Raw genomic sequence first — 20,425 nt, 5'->3', positions numbered from 1 at the left:
CAGGAACGCGAACGCGTCATCCGCCAGCAGCAGGAAGCCATCCGCGAGCTGTCCACCCCGGTGCTCCAGGTCCGCGAACAGCTGCTGATCCTGCCCATCATCGGCGTGCTCGACAGCCAACGCGCCCGCCAGCTCACCGAACAGCTGCTACGCGCCATCCGCCACAACCGCGCCAAGGTCGTCGTCATCGACATCACCGGCGTCCCGACCATCGACTCCACCGTCGCCAACCACCTGGTGCAAACCGTCGACGCCTCCGGCCTGATGGGCGCCAGCGTGATCATCACCGGCCTCTCCTCGGAAATCGCGCTCACCCTGGTCACCATCGGCCTCGACCTGTCGAAAATGAACGCCGTCGGCGACCTCCAAGGCGGCATCGAGGAAGCCGAACGCCTGCTCGGATACGAGGTGACCCGCGTGACCGATCGGGTGGCCGAACGCGACGGACGCTGATCGAGCGCCCGCGATGCCGGTTCCCATTCTCAAACAAGGCACCTATCTCATCGCGTCGGTCCAGTCCGCACTGACCGACGCCGATACCGAGCGCCTGCAGGACGACCTGATGAAACAGGTGAGCAGATACCGGGCGCACGGCATCATCGTCGACGTGACGGCGATCGACGTGATGGATTCCTTCGCCGCGAGATCGCTGCGCACCATCGCGCACATGACCCAATTGCGCGGGGCGGAGACCGTCATCGTCGGACTGCAACCCGAGGTCGCGTTCGCCATGGTGCAGCTCGGACTCACCTTCGAGGACATGCATACCGCCCTCGACCTCGAAGAAGGACTGGCATGGCTGGATCGAAAATCTTCCGTACGCCGCCAGCGAGACGGTCGTGACAGTGGCCGCTGAGAACGTGGTGATCGCGGTCAAGCTGTCCGCGGACATCGTGACAGCACGACAAGCGGGACGGGAATTGGCAGCCAAGCTCGGCTTCTCCCTGACCGACTGCACCATGATCTCGACGGCCATCTCCGAAATCGCCCGCAACATCACCAGTTACGCGGGCACCGGCGAAATTCGCCTGCTGGTCGACGATCGCGAGGGCCGCCAGGCGCTCGTGGTCCAGGCCAGCGACCAAGGGCCCGGCATTCGCGACATTCCCCGCGCACTCGAGGACGGCTATTCGACGGGTCGTGGACTCGGGCTCGGGCTACCCGGCGCGCGAAGGTTGATGGATCGGCTCACTATCGACTCCGGACCCGGCCGCGGCACGTTGGTGGAAATGTGGAAGTGGGTACCCAACGGTGCATGAAGACGGGTTCATCGGCCGAATCGAGTGGGCGGTGGCCGGTCGCGCCTTACCAGGGCAGCACATCTCCGGGGACCGCTGCGTCGTCCTCGACGCGGGCGGCGGCGCGGTGCTGTTCGCGGTACTCGACGGGCTCGGCCACGGCTCCGCCGCGGCGGACGCTGCCGACCGGGCCGCCCAGGTACTTGCCGAGAACCGCTCGGAGCCTTTGGATGTGCTGATGGTGCTGTGTCATAGAGCAATGGCCGACACCCGCGGCGCCGCGGTGTCGCTGGCGCTGTTCGATGTCAAGGACACCATCCGCTGGCTGGGCGTCGGCAATGTCGACTCCCGGGTGCTCACCGCGAGCCCCGCCGGGCTGACCGTGCGCGCCGCGGTACTGCTGACCGGAGGCATCGTGGGATATCGGCTGCCGCAGAACCTGCAACCGCAGACCGTGCAGGTGCGCGTGGGCGACCTGCTGCTGATGACCACCGACGGCATCGTCACCGAATCCGCCGAGGGCATCGACCTTTCCAGGTCGACCGCCGAGATCACCGCCGACATCCTGGCCAGGCACGCCAAGGACACCGACGACGCCCTGGTGCTGGCCGCCCGGCACCGCGGCGGGACCGCGAACGGAGTGTCATGAGCGACGGGCCGAGCGCCAGTGAGAGGAAGGCATGACCGAATGTAGTGGCGGTCGCCGATGAGCACCGTGCTCGCCGAGTTCCTGGACGCCTACGCCGACGCCCTGCGGCGGCACTTGTCCTCACCCGGTCAGGACAGCCTGTCCGAGGGCTACGAACTCGGCAGGCGCGCCTTGGTCGAGAGCATCAGCCTGCTCGATCTCACCGAGAACCACTTCCGCCTGGCCACCGAGGCCGAACTGGCCGAGCGCGAGATCGAGGACGCGCCGGAGCCGCGGATCGCCGAGACCGCGCTCGAATTCCTGTTGCAGACCCTCGCCGCGCTCGATATCGCCACCCGCGGCTATCTCGACGGCACCCGCCGCTACGAGCAACAGCGTTCGCGCGCAGACGATCTCGCGGGCCGCGACGCCTTCCGCACCGCGCTGGTCGAATCACTGCAGGACGGGTTCTTCGTGGCCGACTCGCGCGGCACCATCGTCGAGGTGAACTCCGCCTTCGGCGCGCTCACCGGTTACGGTCCCGCGGACGTGCCGTACCCGGTGCCGCATCCGTGGTCGCTGCCCGCCGGGCCGCGCTATCCCGATCTCGGCACCGAGGCGCTGCGTTTCGTGCTGCCGGTCCGGCACCGCGACGGGCGTCGGCTCTGGCTCGCGGTGAGTACGAGCGCGCTGGTCAAGCCGGAGAACAACGAGCTGATCTACGTCGGCACCATCCGCGACGTGACCGCCGAGCACGACGCGCAGGCCCGCGACCAGGCCGCCTCCCGCCTGGCCACCGCGGTGGGCGCGGCGACCAGCGTGGTCGAGGTGCTCGCGGTGGGCCTGGACGAATTGCGGCGCACGGTCGGCGCGGAGTCGGCGGTGGTCACGGTGTGGCCGAGCCGCAATGCCGACCCCGAGGTGTACGTCTCCGGGTCCGTCGAGCGGCCGGGCGATTCGGTCGCGGGCGTCGAGGCCGACCCCGCGGCGCTCGACAAACCCGCGCGCGCTCTGCTCGAACGCGCCCGGCGCAGGCCGCCGCGCAGCCTGTTCGCGATCCCGGAGGGCGCCGAGAGCTCCGAGGGCATCGTCGCCCCGCTCGGTGAAACCGGTGACGCCGCACTGTGGTTGCGCTTCGCCGCGCCGCGTGCGATCAGCGCCGCGGACTGGACGCTGTTCTCGCTGCTGATCGGGCACCTCAGCCTCGCGGTGCAGCGGGCGCGCAACTTCGATCAGGCCCGCGCCACCTCGCTCACCTTGCAGCGCGCCATGCTCGGCCCCATCGAGCTGCCGCCCCGGTTCTCGGTGCACTACGAACCGGCGCTGCCGCCGCTGGAGATCGGCGGCGACTGGTACGACGTGGTGCCGTTGCGCGACGGCACCATCGGCGTCGTGGTCGGCGACTGCGTCGGCCGCGGTCTGTCCGCGGCCGTGGTGATGGGCCAATTACGCACGGCGGGAAGGGCTTTGCTGTTGCGCGGGGCGGGCCCCGCGCAGTTGCTCGCCGAACTGGACACGGTGGCGAGCCGCATACCCGGCGCCATGTGCACTACGGTGTGCGCCGCGGTACTCGATCCGGTGCGCGGGCTGGTCCGCTACAGCAGCGCGGGCCACATGCCGCCGATCCTGGCCGACGTCGGCAAGCAGGGCAGGCTGCTGGAGGGCGGGCGCTCGGTGCCGCTGGCCACCTTCGAGATGCCGCGCAGGCCGGAGGCCACCACCGCGCTGACGCCCGGCTCGACGCTGGTGCTGTTCACCGACGGTCTCGTCGAACAGCGCGGGGTCGACATCGACGACGGTTTCGCCAAGATCGCGGCAGTGCTCGCCGACACCGGGGGCAAACTGCCGCGTGAGGTGGCCGACGCGGTTCTCTCCCGGCTGCGCCCCACCGCGGGTTACGACGACGACGTCGCGATGGTGGTCTACCGGCAGCCGCCCGCGCCGCTGCGCATGGACGTGCCCGCCGACGCCGACGAGCTCTCCGGCATGCGCCGCAGGCTCAAGGCATGGTTCGCGGCCGCGGCCGTGCCGCACGATCTCGCCTCCGACCTGGTCGCGGCCGCGAACGAGGCGTGCAGCAACAGCATCGAACACGCCTACCGCAACGGCGCCGCGGCGACCGAACGCGTCCGGTTGAGCGCGGAATGCGACACCGAACGGGTGGTCATCGAGGTCACCGACACCGGTACCTGGAAGCCGCGCTCCGCCGATCCCGGCCACCGCGGCCGCGGCATCGACATGATGCGCGCGCTCACCGAGGAGCTCGAGATCGACCACAACGGACAGGGGACCCGGGTTCGCATGTCGGTCACCCTCCCGGCGATCAAATCGCCGGTGGCGAACCCGCTGCGCGGAGCCAACCGCCGAATCCCGGGGTGACGCCGAGGCCGCGCCGCCCGGCCGGTCGCGCGCTGGTCACCCCGCGGTGTCCGAACGGCCGGAAGCCGGTGTGGTGATACCGAATTGGGCGCACACCATGAGCGCGATCTCGACGTCGAGCCGGTTGGTGCCGAGCGAATGGCCCAGCAGCTCTTCGGCTTTGCGCACCCGGTAGTGCACGGTGTTCTTGTGGACGTGCATGCGGGCGGCCGCGTCGGTGAGGCTGCCGCGCGCGTCCAGGTACACCTGGGCGGTCTCGCGCAGCCGGGCGGTCGACTCGTCGTCGCGCATCAGGTCGCCGAGTACCCGGTGCGCCCAGGCCCGCACGTCCGGTAGGCGGTCCATCAGCAGACCCGCCACGGCGACTCGCGAATACAGCGTCAGCTGGCGCGCTTTGGCGGCGGCCACCGCCACGCCGCGCGCGCCCTGCGCGTCGCGGAACGTCCGCCGGAACCCGGCGAGCCCGAACCCGCGATCGCCGACGGCCATCCGGAGCGATGGTTGCTTGCGCAGCTCGGCTTCGAGCGTGGCGATATCGAGCGAGGGCTGGCCTGTCGAGGAGATCCACGCCCAGCAGTTGTGCTCGTCGACGAGGATCGTCAGCGGCAGCTTGCCGGTCGCGGTGGCGAGCATGCGCACGCCGGTGCGCAGCAGGTCGTAGGAGGCCGCGGAGCCGGGCGGTGTCCAGATGATCGCGGCCAGGTGCCAGGCGCGCAGCGAGGTTCCCAGCATCTGTTCCGCCGAAGGCAGATCCAGCCCCTCCCCGTCCAGGACGGCCCGCACCTGCGCGGCCCGCGTCGCGTCCGTGCGCGCGTCCCAGCGGCGGCGTTCGTTCTCGTAGATATCGATGACGCCCTCGATGACCCGGTCGATGTAGCGGTTGACCATCGACGCGATGCGGCTCGTGGTCGCCAACGCCAGCTCGGCCGACGGGTCGAGCGCCCCCAGCTCCGTCATCGCCGTCTGCGCGAACATGTGCTCGCCGAGGCGATACGCGCGCAGCAGGGCCTCCAGCGACATCCCGTGCTGGGCGAACCGGCGGGCGTACTCGGCGGCGGCGGGCGGGACCGTGAGGTCGTCGAACGAGATGCCCAGCGTCAGCACATCGATCATGGCGGCGAGGTTCGAGGCCGTGCTGGCCACCATGAGCCGCTGCACCTCGTCGTCGTGCCGGAACTCCGCGATCATCTCGGAGAACATCGAGGTCATGCCGGTGAGCAGCCGGGGAAGATCGGCTTTGATGCGTTCGGCCACCTCGCGGACGGCCGACTCGACCTCGTCGTTCATGTCCGCGCCTCGCCCCGGCCGGGCCCGGCGGTGGCGCGCCCGACCGGTGATGTCGCTGGGTTCGCTCATTGGCCCGGACGATACTCCAGGTCAGCGGTCCGTACGGGCGCTTGCGCACACCGTTTGTGCCGGTGGCACAACGCGCCGCGAGAATTCTGGATCGCGGACCCGTAGCACCACACCGGTCATGCCTCTACCTTGGGAAAAGTAATTCCTGTCACAGACGTATTCGATGGTGATTGAATGTTGCAGCACGTAGCCGAGACACCCCGCGTCCGGGCGCTCTGGAATCCCACCGGCCCCTGCATCGCGGACGATCGCGAAGAACTCGACAACGCGACTTTCGCGCGTCGCGTGCGGATCGCCGCGACAATTCTGCACGAGCACGGAGTAGGACGCGGCGATGTGGTCGCGGTGGTTCTGCCGAACCGCCTGGAACTGGTGGTGATCCTTTTCGCGGCGTGGCATATCGGCGCCGCGGTGACTCCGGTCAAACCCGATTCCACATTGGACGAAATGCGATATCAGATATCGGATTGCGCCGCGAAAGTCGTGATCACCGAGGGCGACCGCGGTTTCGCCTCGCTCGACGTGGCCGACGTGGCGGGCCCCGCCGCGACGACCATCGCGCCGATGCCCACTGTCGTCACCGAGGACGACGCGACCGCGCTGATCATCTACACCAGCGGCACCACGGGACAGCCGAAAGGCGTTGTGCTCGATCACTCGAACATCGCCGCCATGTGCGCCATGCTCATCGAGACGCTCGGCCTCGACGAGACCGATCACAGCCTGCTGATCCTGCCGTTGTTCCATGTCAACGGGATCGTGGTCAGCGTGCTGTCGCCACTGCTTGCCGGGGGCAGGGCCACTATCGCGGGGCGCTTCTCCGCGTCGACCTTCTTCGACTTTGTCGAACGCGTCCGGCCGACCTACTTCTCCGCGGTGCCCGCGATCTACGCCATGCTGGTGACCCAATCACCGGAGCGCACGCCGGACACCTCGTCGCTGCGGCGGGTCATCTGCGGCGCGGCGCCGATGCCCGCCGAGCTCATCGCGCGGTTCGAAGCCCGTTTCGACGTCCCGGTCGTCGAGGGCTACGGCCTGTCCGAGGGGACATGCGCGTCGACGGTCAACCCGCCGGACGGGCCGCGCAAGCCGGGCACGGTCGGAGTGCCGCTGCCCGGTCAGACGATCGCCATCGTGGACGCCAACGGCTTCCTCGCCGACCCGGGCGAGCCCGGCGAGGTGGTGATCAAGGGCCCGAACGTGATGCGCGGCTACCTCGGCCGCCCGAAGGCGACCGCGCAGACCATCGTCGACGGCTGGCTGCACACCGGCGACGTCGGCTACTTCGATTCGGACGGCTACCTGGTGCTGATCGACCGAATCAAGGACATGATCATCCGCGGCGGGGAGAACATCTACCCCAAGGAGATCGAGAACGTGCTGCACGCCCACCCGGACGTGCTCGAGGCCGCCGTGGTCGGCGCGCCGCACGAGGTGCTCGGCGAGGTGCCGGTCGCGCACGTGGTCGCCATGCCGGGGACCACCGTCACCGCCTCGCACTTGCTCGAGCACTGCGGCATCTCGCTGGCCCGGGTCAAGATCCCGGTCGCCGTTCATCTCACGGAAGAGCTCCCACGCAATCCGGTGGGCAAGATCGACAAAAGAAAATTGCGCACGATGCCGGCTCCGGCCTGAGCATCGGCAGAATTCGGTAACAAATCCACGAAAGCACGATCCGCCGTCCGAGCCACGCGCTCACGGATGTCGATGTCGTGCACCCGAAAAGCGATGGCACGGAAGGTAAGTAACCATGGGGTTCAAAACGGGAGATTTCCCGCCCGTCGATGTGGACACATTTCTCGGCAAACCACTGCGCGAGCGTATGCAAGCCCTGGCGCTGCACTGGGTGAATTACGGCTTCGGCAGCCCGAAAATGATCCACACCGTCTACATCGTCAAACTCCTCCTGCTCTACGCCGTCGGTGGCGCGGCGTTGGCGACCTGGACCTCCGGCGTGGGCCCGGTCTGGGACGTCTCGGGCTGGTGGAACGAGCCGATCGTCTACCAGAAGCTGGTGCTGTGGACCGTCCTGCTGGAGGCCATCGGCCTGGCCGGTTCCTGGGGTCCGCTCGCGGGCAAGTTCAAGCCGATGACCGGCGGAATCCTGTTCTGGGCGCGGCCGGGGACGATTCGCCTGCGGCCGTGGCGGCGCGTGCCGTTCACGAACGGCGATACCCGCACACTCCTCGACGTCGGCCTCTACCTGGCGTTCCTCGGCACGCTGCTGCTGGCGATCGTGCTGCCCGGCGTTCCGAGCGCGTCGCTGAGCGCCGCGCTGCCCTTCAACACTTCGGGCTTGGTGAATCCGGCGCTGCTGATCGCGCCGATCGCGCTCTACGTGCTGTGCGGGCTGCGGGACAAGACGATCTTCCTCGCCGCGCGCGGTGAGCAGTATCTGCCCGCTTTGATCTTCTTCGCGGCCCTGCCGTTCGTCGACATGATCATCGCGGCCAAGCTGCTGATCTGCGTCGTCTGGATCGGAGCCGGCGTCTCCAAGTTCGGCGACCACTTCTCGAATGTGGTTCCCCCGATGGTGTCCAACAGCCCCGCCGTCCCGTTCCGGTGGTTCAAGCGGCAGCAGTACCGCGATTTCCCGCGCGACCTGCGCCCGTCCAAGGTGGCCTCGTTCCTCGCCCACGTGGGCGGGACCACGGTGGAGATCGTCACGCCGCTGGTGCTGCTGTTCTCCACCAACCACTGGCTGACCCTGGCAGGCGTGGTGATGATGGTGGTGTTCCACTGCTTCATCATCTCCACCTTCCCGCTGGCGGTGCCGCTGGAGTGGAACGTCTTGTTCGCCTACCTGTCGGTGTTCCTGTTCCTCGGCTTCCCCGCGGCCGACGGCTACGCCGTCACCGACATGTCCTCGCCGTGGCTGGCCGTCGGGATCATCACCGCGCTGGTGTTCTTCCCTGTCCTCGGCAACCTGCGCCCGGATCTGGTGTCGTTCCTGCCGTCGATGCGGCAGTACGCGGGCAACTGGGCCTCGGCGCTGTGGGCCTTCGCACCGGGCGCCGAGCAGAAGCTCAACACGCTGCCGCACCGGCCTGCGCAGAACCAGATCGACCAGTTGCAGGCCATGGGTTACCCGAAGGCGATCGCCGAGATCACCATGCAGCAGACCATCGCGTGGCGGTCCATGCACAGTCAGGGCCGCGGCCTGTTCTCTGTGCTGTACAAGCAGATTCCCGAGCTGGATCGGTGGACGGTGCGCGAGGCCGAGTTCGGTTGCAATTCGCTGATCGGCTTCAACTTCGGCGACGGGCACCTGCACGACGCCGATCTGATCGCGGCGGTGCAGTCCCGCGTCGGCTTCGCCCCCGGCGAGTGGATCATCGTGTGGGTGGAGTCCCAGCCGATCCACCGCGGCATCCAGCGGTACCAGGTCATCGACGCGGCGCTCGGCGTCGTGGAGCGCGGCGAGTGGCGAGTGCGCGACGCGGTGCAGGCACAGCCGTGGCTGCCCGACGGTCCGATCCCGCACGAGGTGACCTGGCGGCGCCCAGGCTACGAGGCGCCGGCACTGCCCATCGGGCTCGTGCCGGAACCCGAGCCGCAGCGCGTCGGCTGATCCGCGACCAACGGAACGGAGAAAGCGATATGAGCACAGCACTGGTTGTCGGCGGCGGCCCCAACGGCCTCGCGGCGGCGATCGCACTGGCCGGGGCGGGACTCGAGGTCACCGTGCTGGAGGCCGCCGACGAGATCGGCGGCGGCGCACGGACCCGCGAAGCGATCGTCCCCGGTCTGTTGCACGACCAGTGCTCGGCCATCCACCCGATGGCCGTCGGCTCTCCGTTCCTGCGTTCGCTCGACCTCGCCCGCTACGGGCTGACGTGGGCGTGGCCGGAGATCGACTGCGTCCACCCGCTCGACGACGGCAGCGCCGGTGTGCTGCACCGATCCGTCGCCGACACGGCCGCCGGTCTCGGCGCCGACGGCCGGGTGTGGCGGTTGCTGTTCGAACGGACCACCGCGGGCTACGACCGCATGGGCCCGGACATCATGCGGCCGCTGCTGCGCGTGCCGCGCCATCCATTCGGCTTGGCGCGCTTCGGGATTCCCGCGCTCGCCCCGGCCGATCTGCTCGCGCGCGCCTTCCGCACCCCGCAGGCGCGCGGTCTGTTCGGCGGCGTCGCCGCGCACGCTTTCCACCCGCTGAACCGGCCGCTCAGCGCCAGCATCGGCCTCGGCATCCTCACCGCGGGCCACGCCTACGGGTGGGCCGTCGCCGCGGGCGGGTCGCAGCGCATCATCGACGCGATGGCGGCGCTGCTCGGCGATCTCGGCGGCAAGATCGAGACCGGGACGCCGGTGCGGGCCGCGACGGACCTGCCCCCGGCCGACGTCGTCCTGTGGGACGTGGCGCCCACGGCCGTCGCCGACATACTCGGCGACCGGCTGCCCGCGCGAATCGGCAAGGCATTTCAGCGTTTTCGCTACGGCCCTGGGGCCTATAAGGTCGACTTCGCCGTCCAGGGCGGAGTCCCGTGGACCGCGGAAGCCGCCCGCCGGGCGGGCACCGTGCACCTCGGCGGCAACTACGCGGAGATCACCGCGTCCGAGCGCGACATCCACGCCGGACGGATGCCCCAGCGGCCGTTCGTGCTGGTCGGCCAGCAGTACCTGGCCGACCCGCAGCGCTCGGTCGGCGACATCCACCCAGTCTGGGCCTACGCGCACGTCCCGCACGGCTACACCGGCGACGCCACCGCCGCGATCATCGACCAGATCGAGCGGTTCGCGCCCGGCTTTCGCGACCGCGTCGTCGGCGCCGACGTGCGCACCACGACGGAATTCGCCGACTACAACCCCAACTACGTCGGCGGCAACATCATGACCGGAGCCAAGGACATCCCCCAGCTCGTCTTCGGACCGCGGAAAACCCTGTGGCCCTACGACATCGGCATCCCCGGCCACTATCTCTGCTCGGCCGCCACCCCGCCCGGCCCCGGCGCGCACGGCATGTGCGGCGCCAATGCCGCCGAGCGGGCCCTGCGCCGCCTGCGGTGAGCAGGTCCCGGAAAACCGACCGGCGCGCACGAGCGACCGGACCCGGGTCAGGAATCGCTGTTGCGACCCGCGGCCAAAATCCGAGATGCTGGCTGCGGGGATGGCGCGCCGGGTAACACCGCCCGGACTGGGTCTCGATCGAATGGGTAGTCCTCATCCCCGTGGGCAGTGAGAGGAGGGCCATGAAGATCATCGTCCTGTTGCTGTTGGCTCCGTTCCTGTGGCCTTTCTACCTGGTCGTCTGGTGCTTCCAGAATCCCGACAAGACCAAGCAGGCCTACGCCGGGGTGCGGGAGTCGATGCGGCGGCATCCCGCCGCGTGGACGTGGGGCGTCGCGGCATTCGGCATGCTCATCGGGATCGGCAATCTGTTCGACGCCGAGCTCGATGGCGCCGTCTTGGGCTTCGCGATCGTGGCGGGTTGCCTCGGCGTGCTGCTGAAGCTGCGCCGCAATGCCGCCGCCGAGGTCGCCGCCGCGCTGTCCGCTCGCGCCGACGCCCAGCATCTCGCGTATCTGCGCGGTGACGACTGGGGGATCTACGGGACGCGGAATCGGCCTGTTCTTTGAGCCTCGCGGGCCACAAGAGCGCCTCTGCCCGTGATGACGGGCAGCAGGCGAGGCCCCGAGCGACCCACGGTCGAGCACATTCCATGTGCGCAGAGCCTGGCACATGTGCGGGCCGTGCGGTTCCGGTATTCATGGGACCACAGGATGATCATGCGTGCGCACTACCGTCAGCGGCAAGGAACGCCGATCACCGACGCTTTGCTGTCGGTGTGTCGTCGACGCACGGTCATCGCGCACCAGGGGAAGGAACAGTGACGTTGTCGCGCCCGCTACTCACCCGCCGCACACTCCTCGGCGCGGCCGCGTTGCTCCCGCTCGCGGGATGCGCGACAGAACCAGCGCCGCCTGCCGCGGCTCCGGCAACTCCGACGGAAGTCCATCACGAGCGTCTCGTCGAGTTGGAACGACAGTTCGACGCACGCCTCGGCGTCTACGCGCTCGCGACCGGCACGGGCGTGACCATCGCGCACCGGGCGGACGAGCGCTTCGCGTTCTGCTCGACGTTCAAAGGGTTGGCCGCTGCGGCGGTGCTGCACCGGAATCCGTTGTCGCACTTGGACACCGTCGTCTCCTACACCGAGGCGGATCTCTTGAAGAGCGCCTCCATCACCTCGCGACACGTGGCGACGGGGATGACGATCCGCGACCTGTGCGACGCCGCAGTCCGTTTCAGCGACGGGACCGCGGGCAACCTGCTGCTCCGCGACCTCGGCGGCCCTGCCGAACTGACGGCGTACGTGCGCAGTCTCGGCGACACGGTCACGCGGATGGATCGCATCGAACCCGCGATCACCGAGGCCACACCGGGCGACCCACGCGACACCACCTCGCCCCGCGCCCTCGGCACCGACTACCAGCGGCTCGTGCTCGGCGACGCCCTGCCCGCCGACAAGCGCGCCTTCCTCCGCGACCTCCTCGAACGCAATGCGACCGGCGCACAACGCATCCGGGCCGGGGTGCCGCAGGACTGGACGGTGGCCGACAAGACCGGCACCGGCGACTACGGCACCCTCAACGACATCGGTATCGTGTGGCCGCCTGCCTCCGCGCCGCTCGTCATCGCACTGATGTCGAGCAAGACCACCGTGGACGCCCCCTACGACCAGGCTCTGCTCGCCGAAGCCGCCGCTTACGTCGTCGACACGCTCACCTGACCGCAAAGATCACGCCACGAGAACGAGCGCACTGGTAGCCAACGCGAGGATCGAGAGCACCTGCATTCCGGCGGCGCCCATCAGCAGGTAGGCCTTCAGCGACGTCCCCGCCCGCAGCGAGGCGATCGACTCCAGGTTGCAGTACGCCGCCACGTAGCGGGCGTCCACTTCGGCGTCGCGCCAGTGCTCAGTCAGCATCGCACGCATGGAATCGAGAGAAGTGACGCGATAGCGCCAGCTGACACCAGCAAGGACGGCCAGCACCGCCGAGCCGAGCAGGGCGAGCATCGCGACGTAGAGCGCGACGAGGGCGGCTCCGGTGAGCGTGAAGTCTTTGCCTTTCAACACCGCCACCACCGCGAGCACAAGGGTGACCAACCCGGTCGCGCTCGTGACGGCGGACGCGGCGCGCGAATTGAGTGTGTCGCGGCGGGAGTACTCGCGCTCGAGCTGGTCGTGAATGAAGCTCGCCCACCCGGCGCCCTGTTCCGCCATCGCCGAACCGCCGCTACTTCGTCCTGAACAATCGCCTGAAGAACCTTCTGATCGTGCCGTAAGCCGGGGGCCCATACGGCGCGCCGTAGGGCTGCTGTGGATACCCAGGCATCGCGGGGCCGTAGGCGTGGTCGAACGTGATCCACCCCGTCGGAGGCGGATCCTTTTCCTCGCCCGAATCCTGCTGGTCGGTCATCAGGCTTCGATTGTGGCAGTTTGCGGGGCCGCTCATGCGCGGATCGGCAGCCTGAATTCCCGATCGGCCGCTTGGGCCTCGCGGGTTCCTTCCGTGCCGCGGCCCCGGCGCGGTGGTACACCGGACGTCGTGCGGTTGCTCATCATCTCCGACACCCACATCCCGAAACGTGCGCGCGACCTTCCCGAGCCGGTCTGGCGCGAGGTGGACGCCGCCGACGTCGTCGTGCACGCGGGCGACTGGGTCGAGGTGGCGCTGTTGGATCGGCTGGAGGCGCGCAGTAAGCGACTCATCGGCGTCTACGGCAACAACGACGGCCCGGCGCTGCGGGCGCGCCTTCCCGAGATAGCCCGCGCCGACCTCGACGGCCTCCGGCTCGCCGTCGTGCACGAGACCGGACCGAGCGCGGGCCGCGACGCACGCTGCGCCCGCGCCTTCCCCGACACCGACCTCCTCGTCTTCGGCCACAGCCACATCCCGTGGGACAGCGTCACCACCACCGGCCTCCGCCTGCTCAACCCCGGCTCCCCCACCGACAAACGCCGCCAACCGGATCACACCTACCTGACCGCCACTGTTCGCTCCGGTCGGCTGAGCGAGGTCGAGTTGCACACGATTCCGCCCGCGCATTGATGAAGCCCACTGAGTCATGGCCGTGAGCAGCGAGTCGCCGCATCGCGAAAGTCGAGTAGCGAACTACCCATGACCACGGGGCGACGACGGTTGGAAACTGACGATGCGATCGAACGAACGACGCGCGCAAGCACCGCATCACCATCATCCCAGCCCTCCGATCATCGCGGAAAGGTTTGTCATGGCTTTCGATTTCAACGTCGACGTGAAACTGACCGACGCCAACGACCCAGCCAGCGTCCAGTTCATCAACATGACCATCGAATCGGCGCCGGCGGGCTCCGACCGGTTGCTCGGCGAATGGCGCGGCGCCTCGGTGTTCGTACCCGCGGAATCCGGCGAGTTCGACTGGGACGACCGACCAGGAGCCGGGACCGCGTTCGTCTTCGACGGCGCCTCGGCGGATGCGCGACTGGTACTCGGTCTGCTCGACTTCCGGGCGCCCGGAGGCGGTTTGCCGGGACGCGGCACCAGCGGAGCCGGATCGATCACCGACCCGGACGACCCGCAGTTCCTCGGCGACATCAAGTGGAAGATCACCTGAGAGCGCTGCCGTCGGCCGAGGGACGAACGTGCTCAGCCGAATCACGCTGCCACGACGCCAGAAAGTCGCTCCGCCCATCAGTCGAAATGGCGGCCCATACTGACCGGTCTCAGCCGAGGTTCAGCGGGCGATCGGGGACGCGCTCGGTAGCACACCGAGCGGCGATTCGCCCGCGCCGCCCGCTCAGCGGCGCGCACCCACCGGATGCTCGGAGTCCGCACGAGAAATGTCCTGCCCCAGATCTTCTCGGAACCCGATGCGGTCGTGCAGGCGGCGCAGGGGCGCGGGAGCCCACCAGTTGGCGCGTCCGGCCGACCCCATCAGGGCTGGTACGAGCACACCGCGGACGAGGGTGGCGTCGACGGCGATGGTCAGTGCGATGCCGATGCCGAGTTGCTGGAAAGGACGAACTCGCCGCGGCGCTGGCCGGGTTCTACCGGGAACGGCTCGTCGAGTTCCGCGGCAGCGTCCCCGCGGCGACCGAGGGACTCGGCCTCGACGCGCTGCTGGACCGGTTGCTCGGCCCGCTGGACGAGTTCAACCTCGCCCACCCGGATTCAAGGCGTTGTTCGCCCGCACGGATATGCCCGCCGCGCTTCGTGATGCGGTCGCTCCCGCGCACACGGCGGTCCACATCCAGGTCGAGTCCCTCGTGGGTTCGGTGTTTCCCGAGCTGGCTCCCGAAGACCGGCATCGCGCGACCACGGTGGCGTTCCAGCTGCTGCGCGGCATGATGCCGTTGATCGTCGACGCCGACGAGGCGCAACGCCCGGCATTGGTCGACGAACTTCGTCTCGTCGTGAGGTCCTACCTGATCGCTCGCGCCGGGCGCGGATAGCACGCCGGGAGCAGAGGCGCTCGGCGACGAGCGCGCCCGCGCCCTTCCGCTCGAGCTGCGCGCAACCCTCCGCCGGACGGCTCGCCCGCCCTACGCTGCTCTGTCAGCGCGGGAAGAGGTGACGACCATGACGGACAGCAGCGCCGGATCGGTTCTGCGGGCGGTGCTCGAGCTCGGACCGGCGCCGCGCAGCGTCATCGCCAGGCATGCCGCCCTGTCCCCCGCGACACTGACGTGGCAGGCGCGCTCGCTGATCGAGGCGGGGCTGCTGGTGGAGCTTCCCGAGACGACCGGCGCAGGGATCGGCCGCCCGTTCAGCCCGCTCGAGCTGAACACCGGCGGCAATGTGGCGCTTGGCGTCCACATCGCCGCGGGGCGGACCACGATCGCCGCCGTCGACATCGGCGGCCGCGTGGTGCGCAGCACGAAACTGCCGCACCGATCACTGGATCCGCCCGCGGTTCTCGCCGCCGCGGCCGATCAGGTGCGGCGCCTCTCCGACGAACTGTCCGATATGCGAATCGTGGGGCTCGGCGTGGCGACCGGCGGCTGGGTGGACACCGTCGCGGGCACCGTCGTGCACCACTCGTTCCTCGGCTGGCGCGACGTTCCGGTGCGCGACGAGTTGGCCGAGCGCACCGGACTGCCCACCGAACTCGACAATCACACCAGGGCGCTGGCGCACGCCGAGCAGCTGTTCGGCAGGATCCGCGATGCGGCGAGTTCCATCGTGCTGTTCGTCGGCAATGTGATCGATGCCGCGTTCGCCGTGCACGGGCAGGTGCACTACGGGCCGCGCTCGGCCGCGGGCTCCATCGCCCGGCTGCTCGATACCGAAGCCGCACGGGCGCAAGGCCTTCCGGCGCGCCCGCTGGAAGAGTTCGCCGATCACGCGCTGTGCGCGGCGGCGGGCTTGCCCGCTGTCGACGTGCCCGCCCTCTTGGCGCAGGCCCGGCCGGGCACCGCTGCCCACGACCGGTTCGCGGAACGTGCCCGCGTGCTCGGAGGTGTCGTCGCCGCGCTGATCGACCTGCTCGACCCGGACGCGGTGGTGATCTCGGACCGAGCGTTGCGCCTGCCCGGCGTGCACGCCGCGTATCTGGACGCGGTCCGCGCTCGGTCGGCGGTGTGCGCCGCACCGGAGGAGGTGGTGTTCCCGTCGTCGTTCCAGGGCCGGATCCTCGAAATAAGCTCGGCCACCGTAGTTTTGCACGGCCTGTTCCATGCCCCGCACACCGCGCTCGCCGCCCGCGCCGTTTGATTCCGACTAATTTTAAGTCGAACGAAAATTGACGGTGCACCCCCGCGACGGTCATTGTTTTCGGTATGGAAATGCGGCACATCGGCATCGCCGGATACGGAACGGGCGATCGATGTCGTCGGGTCGGAAACCCCTCTCCCGCTATCGGATTCGACCCAGGAACACACTGTGCGATTTTCTCTTCGACGAATAGCCGTCGTCGTCGCGGCGGCAGGCCTGCTTGCCTCGTGCGCGACCGACGACGCTGGCGACGTGGCGCTCACCGCCGCGCTGCCGGACTCGGTACCGGCGGGCACCGAGTTGAAGGTCTCGGTCCGCACCGCGCGCGTCGCGCTCGAGGCCTCGGGTGAACTGGCGAAATTGCCTTTCACCGTGACCGATTGGCCCGCGGTCTCCGCCGGACCCGACGTCATCCAGGCGTTCCGCGGCGGATCGGTCGACATCGCCTCCAACGCGGGCATTCCGCCGATCCACGCGCACGCGACCGGCGTCGACGCCAAGATCATCGGCGTCAAGGTGCGCAATCTGCCCAATTACCAGCTGGCGACGGCCCCCGGAAGCAGCATCGGCAGCCTCGCCGATCTGCGCGGCAAGAAGATCGCCTTCTCCCCCGGCCAGGCACAGGGCGTCATCGTGCTGCGCACACTGAAGGCCGCTGGTATCGAGCTGAACGAGGTGCAGCTGGTGGAACTGAACAGCCCGCAGTTCCTGACCGCGTTGCAGGGCAAGCAGATCGACGTCGCCCCGCTCGGCGAACCGTCGCTCACCAAGTACCTCGAGAAGTATCGCAGCCAGGGCGCCACCGCGCTGCAAACCCAGGCCGTCGACGCGCTGTCGGCGCTCTGGGCGCCGACCTCGGTACTGCGGGATTCGGCGAAACTGGCCGCCGCCAAGGAATTCGTGAAATTCTGGGCGCGCGGCGAGGTGTGGGCTTGGGAGCATCCCGAGGAATGGATCCGGGCCTATTACGTCAAAGACCAGGAAGTCGGCGCCGAGGACGGCCGCCGAATCCTGAAAACCACTCCGAAACCCTATTTCCCGGACAACTGGGACGCGGCCATCGCCTGGGAACAGGAAACCGTCGACCTGGTCACCGGCTCCGGCTATTTCGGTGATTCGTTCGACGCCGGCCAATTGTTCGACCGGCGTTTCGAGAAAGTGGCCGCCGACGCGGTCGCGCCGCAGTACCGCACCGAGGAGTCACAATGACCATCGCACTCACCCGCGCCGCCGCTCCGGTAGTGGCGCACCGGGTCTCGGACGGATTCGTCGCCCGCCGTCCGCTGCGCAGGCTCGGCGTCGGCAAGACCGTCCCGTTCGCCCGGTTGCTCGGCGTCGTGTTGCTGCTCGCGATCTGGGCGGGTGGCGTGTCGTCCGGCGTCTTCGACGAACGCAAACTCTCGGCGCCGTGGACGGTGCTGGAGACCGGCTGGGAGCTGCTGCGGGACGGCGCGCTGCTGACCAACGTCGCGGCCTCGCTGGAACGCGCGGCCATCGGACTCGGGATCGGCATCGTGATCGGCACCGCGCTCGCCCTGATCGCCGGGCTGTCCCGGATCGGGGAGTCGTTGGTGGACGGTCCGGTTCAGCTCAAGCGCGCGATCCCGACGCTCGGCCTGATCCCGCTGATGATCCTGTGGCTCGGGATCGGCGAGACGTTCAAGATCGTGCTCATCACCCTCGGCGTGGTGGTCACGATGTATATCCAGACGCACGCCTCGCTCACCACCATCGACAAGCGGTTCGTGGAACTGTCCGAGGTGCAGGGCGTTTCGCGTTCCACCTTCGTGCGGCAGGTCGTGATACCCGGTTCGTTGCCCGGTTTCTTTCTAGGGCTTCGTCTTTCGGTGACCGGCGCGTGGCTCGCGCTGATCGTGGTCGAGTCGGTGAACGCCGTCGACGGGCTCGGAAAGATGATGACCAACGCCCAGAACTACGGTCAGGCCGACGTGATCCTGGTCGGCCTCGCCGTCTACGGCACGTTCGGCCTCGCCTCCGACGCGGGCATTCGCCTGCTCGAGCGAAAGGTGCTGTCGTGGCGGCGCACGATCGCGAACTAGATGTCGAGATCAGGGATCTCACCCGCGGTTTCGGCGACCGCGCCGTGCTGGACGGGTTGACGCTGGGCATTCCGCACGGGCAGTTCGTGGCCCTGCTCGGGCGCAGCGGATCCGGCAAGAGCACCTTGCTGCGCGCGCTGGCCGGGCTCGACTACGACGTCAGCGGCTCGGGCACGCTGCGGGTGCCGGACAAGACCTCGGTCGTGTTCCAGGATTCCCGCCTGCTGCCCTGGCAGCGGGTGCTGGCCAACGTGCTGTACGGACAGCCGAGGTCGGGCCGGTCGGCGGCGACGAAGGTGCTGGCCGAGGTCGGGCTCGCGGGCCGGGAGCGCGCGTGGCCCAACGAACTGTCCGGCGGTGAGCAGCAAAGGGTTTCGTTGGCGCGCTCGCTGGTCGGCGAGCCCGATCTGCTACTGGCCGACGAACCGTTCGGTGCGCTCGACGCGCTCACCAGGATCAAGATGCACGAGCTGCTACGCGAGCTCGTCCGCCGCCGTGGCCCCTCGGTGCTGCTGGTGACGCACGACGTCGACGAGGCGATCGCACTGGCCGACCGAGTCCTCGTGCTGGACGCGGGCCGCATCTCGGTGGACCTCGACGTCGACCTGCCCGCCGAGCGAGACCCCAGCCTGCCCGAATTCCAACGTATCCGCCGCACCCTGCTCGCCTCGTTGGGCGTCGCTCCCGCGACCGTGTGAAAGGACCCCCGTGACAAGGACCCCGAAAACGTTGCACCTCAACGCCTTCCTGATGTCGGTCGGCCATCACGAGGCGGCTTGGCGGCTGCCGGAGAGCGATCCGCGGGCCGACATCGACATCGATCACTACGTCCGGCTCGCGCAGACCGCCGAGCGCGGCAAGTTCGATTCGATCTTCTTCGCCGACAGCCCGGTGCTGATGGGCGATCCCGGCCGTCGGCCGAGCGGCAAGCTGGAGCCGACCGTCATCCTCACCGCAGTCGCCGTGCAGACCAACCGCATCGGTCTCATCGCCACCGCGTCCACCAGTTACAACGATCCGTACAACCTGGCCAGGCGGTTCGCCTCGGTGGACTGGGTGAGCAACGGCCGCGCCGGATGGAACATCGTCACCACCGCGGGCGCGGACGCGGCCCGCAATTTCGGCCTCGACGACACGCCCGACCACAAGCTGCGCTACGAGAAGGCGGGCGAGTTCGTCGAGGTCGCCACGAAGCTGTGGGACAGCTGGGACGACGACGCGATCGTCGCGGACAAGCAGCTCGGCATCCACGCCGACGCGGAGAAGGTGCGCAAGATCGGTCATCGCGGCCGGTTCTTCAAGGTCGACGGACCGCTGAATCTGCCGCGTTCGCCGCAGGGCTACCCGGTGCTCGTGCAGGCCGGATCCTCCGAGGACGGAAAGAATTTCGCCGCACGCTACGCCGAGGCGGTGTTCACCGCGCAGCAGACCCTCGAGGACGGCAAGGCGTTCTACACCGACCTGAAGGACCGCGCTCGCCGCCTCGGCCGCGACCCCGAGCTGCTGAAGGTGCTGCCCGGCATCGTGCCGGTGATCGGCGACACCGAGGAGCACGCCCGTGAACTGGATGCCGAACTGGCCCGGCTGATCTCGCCCGAATACGCGCGTAGGCAACTGGCCGAGCGGTTCGCCATCCCGCTGGACGAGTTCGATCTGGACAGCGAGCTGCCCGAGAACCTGCCCACCGAGGACGACATCGAGGGCGCCAAGAGCCGGTTCACCCTCATCGTGAATCTGGCCCGCCGCGAACGGCTCACCGTGCGCGAACTCATCACCCGGCTGGGCGGCGGGCGCGGTCACCGCACCTTCGCGGGAACGGCCGAACAGGTCGCCGACACCATCGAGGAATGGTTCCGGGAGGGCGCCGCGGACGGCTTCAACGTCATGCCCGCGGTGCTGCCATCGGGTTTGGACCGTTTCGTCGACGAAGTGGCGCCGATTCTGCAGGCGCGCGGCCTGTTTCGCACCGACTACACCGAGACGACGCTGCGCGGCCACTACGGGCTGAACCGTCCGCCGAACCAGTACGCCGACCAGCTCGCCGCAGCACAGTAGAACTGT

At 68.8% G+C, this 20,425-nt stretch carries 20 protein-coding genes and 1 pseudogene; 18 read left to right on the top strand and 3 right to left on the bottom strand.

The features are described from left to right. From NX1_RS28080 to NX1_RS28060, 5 genes are all read left to right on the top strand, one after another. Positions 1-453, top strand: a 453-nt coding sequence (locus tag NX1_RS28080) for an STAS domain-containing protein (RefSeq protein WP_157120141.1), incomplete at its 5' end; no start/stop codon positions are given. A 13-nt stretch (positions 454-466) separates the two neighbouring features. After that, positions 467-856 (top strand): STAS domain-containing protein, encoded by a 390-nt coding sequence (locus NX1_RS28075; RefSeq protein WP_067781095.1) that lies wholly within the window; start codon positions 467-469, stop codon positions 854-856. Next, a complete protein-coding gene (locus NX1_RS28070; RefSeq protein ID WP_068065722.1) occupies positions 846-1,259 on the top strand; it encodes an ATP-binding protein in 414 nt (137 codons plus the stop codon). Before NX1_RS28075 ends, NX1_RS28070 begins: the two co-directional genes overlap by 11 nt. Beyond that, entirely contained in the window at positions 1,252-1,887 is a 636-nt protein-coding gene (locus tag NX1_RS28065; RefSeq protein WP_068065690.1) for a SpoIIE family protein phosphatase, read from the top strand. The genes NX1_RS28070 and NX1_RS28065 overlap by 8 nt, the downstream gene beginning before the upstream one ends. 57 nt (positions 1,888-1,944) lie before the next feature. Beyond that, positions 1,945-4,245 carry a SpoIIE family protein phosphatase gene (locus NX1_RS28060; protein ID WP_068065688.1) on the top strand — a complete coding sequence of 767 codons (2,301 nt, stop codon included), beginning with the start codon at positions 1,945-1,947 and terminating at the stop codon, positions 4,243-4,245. Between the two features lie 36 nt (positions 4,246-4,281). Here NX1_RS28060 and NX1_RS28055 read toward each other — a convergent pair whose 3' ends face one another. Further along, complete coding sequence (locus NX1_RS28055; RefSeq protein ID WP_245668710.1) at positions 4,282-5,601, bottom strand: PucR family transcriptional regulator; 1,320 nt, start codon at positions 5,599-5,601, stop codon at positions 4,282-4,284. Between the two features lie 177 nt (positions 5,602-5,778). Between NX1_RS28055 and NX1_RS28050 the strand changes: the two genes are divergently transcribed. The 5 genes from NX1_RS28050 to bla all read left to right on the top strand — a co-directional run bounded on the left by NX1_RS28050 (position 5,779) and on the right by bla (position 12,337). Then, entirely contained in the window at positions 5,779-7,236 is a 1,458-nt protein-coding gene (locus NX1_RS28050) for a class I adenylate-forming enzyme family protein (protein ID WP_373864921.1), read from the top strand. Between the two features lie 115 nt (positions 7,237-7,351). After that, positions 7,352-9,172 (top strand): DUF3556 domain-containing protein, encoded by a 1,821-nt coding sequence (locus NX1_RS28045; protein ID WP_084501814.1) that lies wholly within the window; start codon positions 7,352-7,354, stop codon positions 9,170-9,172. A 29-nt stretch (positions 9,173-9,201) separates the two neighbouring features. Then, on the top strand, positions 9,202-10,614 hold the full coding sequence (locus NX1_RS28040) for a phytoene desaturase family protein (RefSeq protein WP_068065683.1): 1,413 nt from the start codon (positions 9,202-9,204) through the stop codon (positions 10,612-10,614). Between the two features lie 182 nt (positions 10,615-10,796). Next, a complete protein-coding gene (locus tag NX1_RS28035) occupies positions 10,797-11,183 on the top strand; it encodes a hypothetical protein (protein WP_157120139.1) in 387 nt (128 codons plus the stop codon). Positions 11,184-11,440: 257 nt separating this feature from the next. After that, complete coding sequence (bla, locus tag NX1_RS28030) at positions 11,441-12,337, top strand: class A beta-lactamase (protein ID WP_245668711.1); 897 nt, start codon at positions 11,441-11,443, stop codon at positions 12,335-12,337. Between the two features lie 9 nt (positions 12,338-12,346). Here bla and NX1_RS28025 read toward each other — a convergent pair whose 3' ends face one another. Further along, positions 12,347-12,832, bottom strand: coding sequence for a hypothetical protein (locus NX1_RS28025; protein ID WP_068065676.1), 486 nt, complete (start codon positions 12,830-12,832; stop codon positions 12,347-12,349). Positions 12,833-13,157: 325 nt separating this feature from the next. Between NX1_RS28025 and NX1_RS28015 the strand changes: the two genes are divergently transcribed. Further along, positions 13,158-13,661 carry a metallophosphoesterase family protein gene (locus NX1_RS28015; protein ID WP_068065671.1) on the top strand — a complete coding sequence of 168 codons (504 nt, stop codon included), beginning with the start codon at positions 13,158-13,160 and terminating at the stop codon, positions 13,659-13,661. Positions 13,662-13,842: 181 nt separating this feature from the next. Continuing rightward, the gene (locus NX1_RS28010; RefSeq protein ID WP_068065668.1) at positions 13,843-14,205 is read left to right on the top strand and encodes a hypothetical protein; all 363 of its coding nucleotides are present in this window, start codon (positions 13,843-13,845) and stop codon (positions 14,203-14,205) included. A 183-nt stretch (positions 14,206-14,388) separates the two neighbouring features. Here NX1_RS28010 and NX1_RS35665 read toward each other — a convergent pair. Continuing rightward, positions 14,389-14,604 (bottom strand): annotated as a pseudogene (locus tag NX1_RS35665) (MMPL family transporter); the annotation flags it as partial. On the opposite strand from NX1_RS35665, the gene NX1_RS38455 reads away from it, so the two are divergent. The 6 genes from NX1_RS38455 (at position 14,573) to NX1_RS27975 (ending at position 20,419) form a co-directional block, all read left to right on the top strand. Next, positions 14,573-15,043 (top strand): hypothetical protein, encoded by a 471-nt coding sequence (locus NX1_RS38455; protein ID WP_307651508.1) that lies wholly within the window; start codon positions 14,573-14,575, stop codon positions 15,041-15,043. The pseudogene NX1_RS35665 and the gene NX1_RS38455 overlap by 32 nt on opposite strands. Positions 15,044-15,170: 127 nt before the next feature. Continuing rightward, positions 15,171-16,304: an ROK family protein gene (locus tag NX1_RS27995; RefSeq protein WP_068065659.1), complete on the top strand. Its 1,134-nt coding sequence runs from the start codon at positions 15,171-15,173 to the stop codon at positions 16,302-16,304. 168 nt (positions 16,305-16,472) lie between these two features. Further along, entirely contained in the window at positions 16,473-17,513 is a 1,041-nt protein-coding gene (locus NX1_RS27990; RefSeq protein ID WP_068065656.1) for an ABC transporter substrate-binding protein, read from the top strand. Continuing rightward, positions 17,510-18,364: an ABC transporter permease gene (locus NX1_RS27985; protein WP_068065646.1), complete on the top strand. Its 855-nt coding sequence runs from the start codon at positions 17,510-17,512 to the stop codon at positions 18,362-18,364. The genes NX1_RS27990 and NX1_RS27985 overlap by 4 nt, the downstream gene beginning before the upstream one ends. Beyond that, positions 18,340-19,062, top strand: coding sequence for an ABC transporter ATP-binding protein (locus tag NX1_RS27980; RefSeq protein WP_068065642.1), 723 nt, complete (start codon positions 18,340-18,342; stop codon positions 19,060-19,062). Before NX1_RS27985 ends, NX1_RS27980 begins: the two co-directional genes overlap by 25 nt. A 10-nt stretch (positions 19,063-19,072) precedes the next feature. After that, complete coding sequence (locus NX1_RS27975) at positions 19,073-20,419, top strand: LLM class flavin-dependent oxidoreductase (protein ID WP_068065639.1); 1,347 nt, start codon at positions 19,073-19,075, stop codon at positions 20,417-20,419. The last annotated feature ends 6 nt before the right edge of the window (positions 20,420-20,425 follow it).

The organism is Nocardia xishanensis NBRC 101358, assembly GCF_001613365.1.
Taxonomy (GTDB): Bacteria; Actinomycetota; Actinomycetes; order Mycobacteriales; family Mycobacteriaceae; genus Nocardia; species Nocardia xishanensis.
The sequence above is the reverse complement of the archived record's forward strand: the minus strand, read 5'-3'. Positions and strand labels throughout refer to the sequence as shown.

Bases quoted from the DNA above. Each gene is read 5' to 3' on its own strand.
- NX1_RS28075 (WP_067781095.1), top strand. From the start codon at position 467: ATGCCGGTTCCCATTCTCAAACAAGGCACCTATCTCATCGCGTCGGTC.
- NX1_RS28060 (WP_068065688.1), top strand. From the start codon at position 1,945: ATGAGCACCGTGCTCGCCGAGTTCCTGGACGCCTACGCCGACGCCCTG.
- NX1_RS28055 (WP_245668710.1), bottom strand. From the start codon at position 5,601: ATGAGCGAACCCAGCGACATCACCGGTCGGGCGCGCCACCGCCGGGCC.
- NX1_RS28045 (WP_084501814.1), top strand. From the start codon at position 7,352: ATGGGGTTCAAAACGGGAGATTTCCCGCCCGTCGATGTGGACACATTT.
- NX1_RS28040 (WP_068065683.1), top strand. From the start codon at position 9,202: ATGAGCACAGCACTGGTTGTCGGCGGCGGCCCCAACGGCCTCGCGGCG.
- NX1_RS28035 (WP_157120139.1), top strand. From the start codon at position 10,797: ATGAAGATCATCGTCCTGTTGCTGTTGGCTCCGTTCCTGTGGCCTTTC.
- NX1_RS28025 (WP_068065676.1), bottom strand. From the start codon at position 12,832: ATGGCGGAACAGGGCGCCGGGTGGGCGAGCTTCATTCACGACCAGCTC.
- NX1_RS28010 (WP_068065668.1), top strand. From the start codon at position 13,843: ATGGCTTTCGATTTCAACGTCGACGTGAAACTGACCGACGCCAACGAC.
- NX1_RS38455 (WP_307651508.1), top strand. From the start codon at position 14,573: ATGGTCAGTGCGATGCCGATGCCGAGTTGCTGGAAAGGACGAACTCGC.
- NX1_RS27995 (WP_068065659.1), top strand. From the start codon at position 15,171: ATGACGGACAGCAGCGCCGGATCGGTTCTGCGGGCGGTGCTCGAGCTC.
- NX1_RS27985 (WP_068065646.1), top strand. From the start codon at position 17,510: ATGACCATCGCACTCACCCGCGCCGCCGCTCCGGTAGTGGCGCACCGG.